1 protein-coding gene is annotated in these 468 nt (G+C 57.3%); it reads right to left on the bottom strand.

The features are described from left to right. A partial coding sequence (locus tag HMPREF3149_RS06825) for an HNH endonuclease signature motif containing protein (protein WP_246819959.1) occupies nucleotides 1–468 on the bottom strand: 468 nt, incomplete at both ends.

Raw genomic sequence — 468 nt, 5'->3', positions numbered from 1 at the left:
CACTTCACCGCGCAGGCGGAAGACGTAGCCGGCCCCGGTGGGTTTATCTGGGTCATCATCGTTAATCCCGTTGTGATAAGCACACAACATGGTCAGGTTCGGTGGGTTGGTTTCCCCACCGGCCTTCCACGGCACCAGGTGATGCACCTGGGCAAAATCAGCCGGCTTGTTACAGCCCTCCCTCGCACACGTGGGATGCTCCGCGCTAGCCATCATGCGTTGCTCAAACCCCGCGAAGCGCTGCATGCGGTGTAGCCATACCGGCCCGATGGTGGGGTGGATTAGGGTGACGTAGCCGATTTCCGCAAACTTGTAGTTCAAAAACTCAGCCCCGGTCATACGCCCACCATTAGTCAGTTCGAGGACAATGTCGTCACCGTCACCGGAGACAATCTTGTCAAGCTTATCCAAGGTCACCACCACGCTGGTGAGCACCGTAGGCTTTGTTCCACCATGGTTGTTGGTGAA

The sequence above is a fragment of the Corynebacterium sp. HMSC05E07 genome, from assembly GCF_001807225.1.
In the GTDB taxonomy this organism is placed as follows: Bacteria; Actinomycetota; Actinomycetes; order Mycobacteriales; family Mycobacteriaceae; genus Corynebacterium; species Corynebacterium singulare.
Note: the sequence above shows the minus strand (reverse complement) of the source record. Positions and strands in the feature narration are given on the sequence as shown.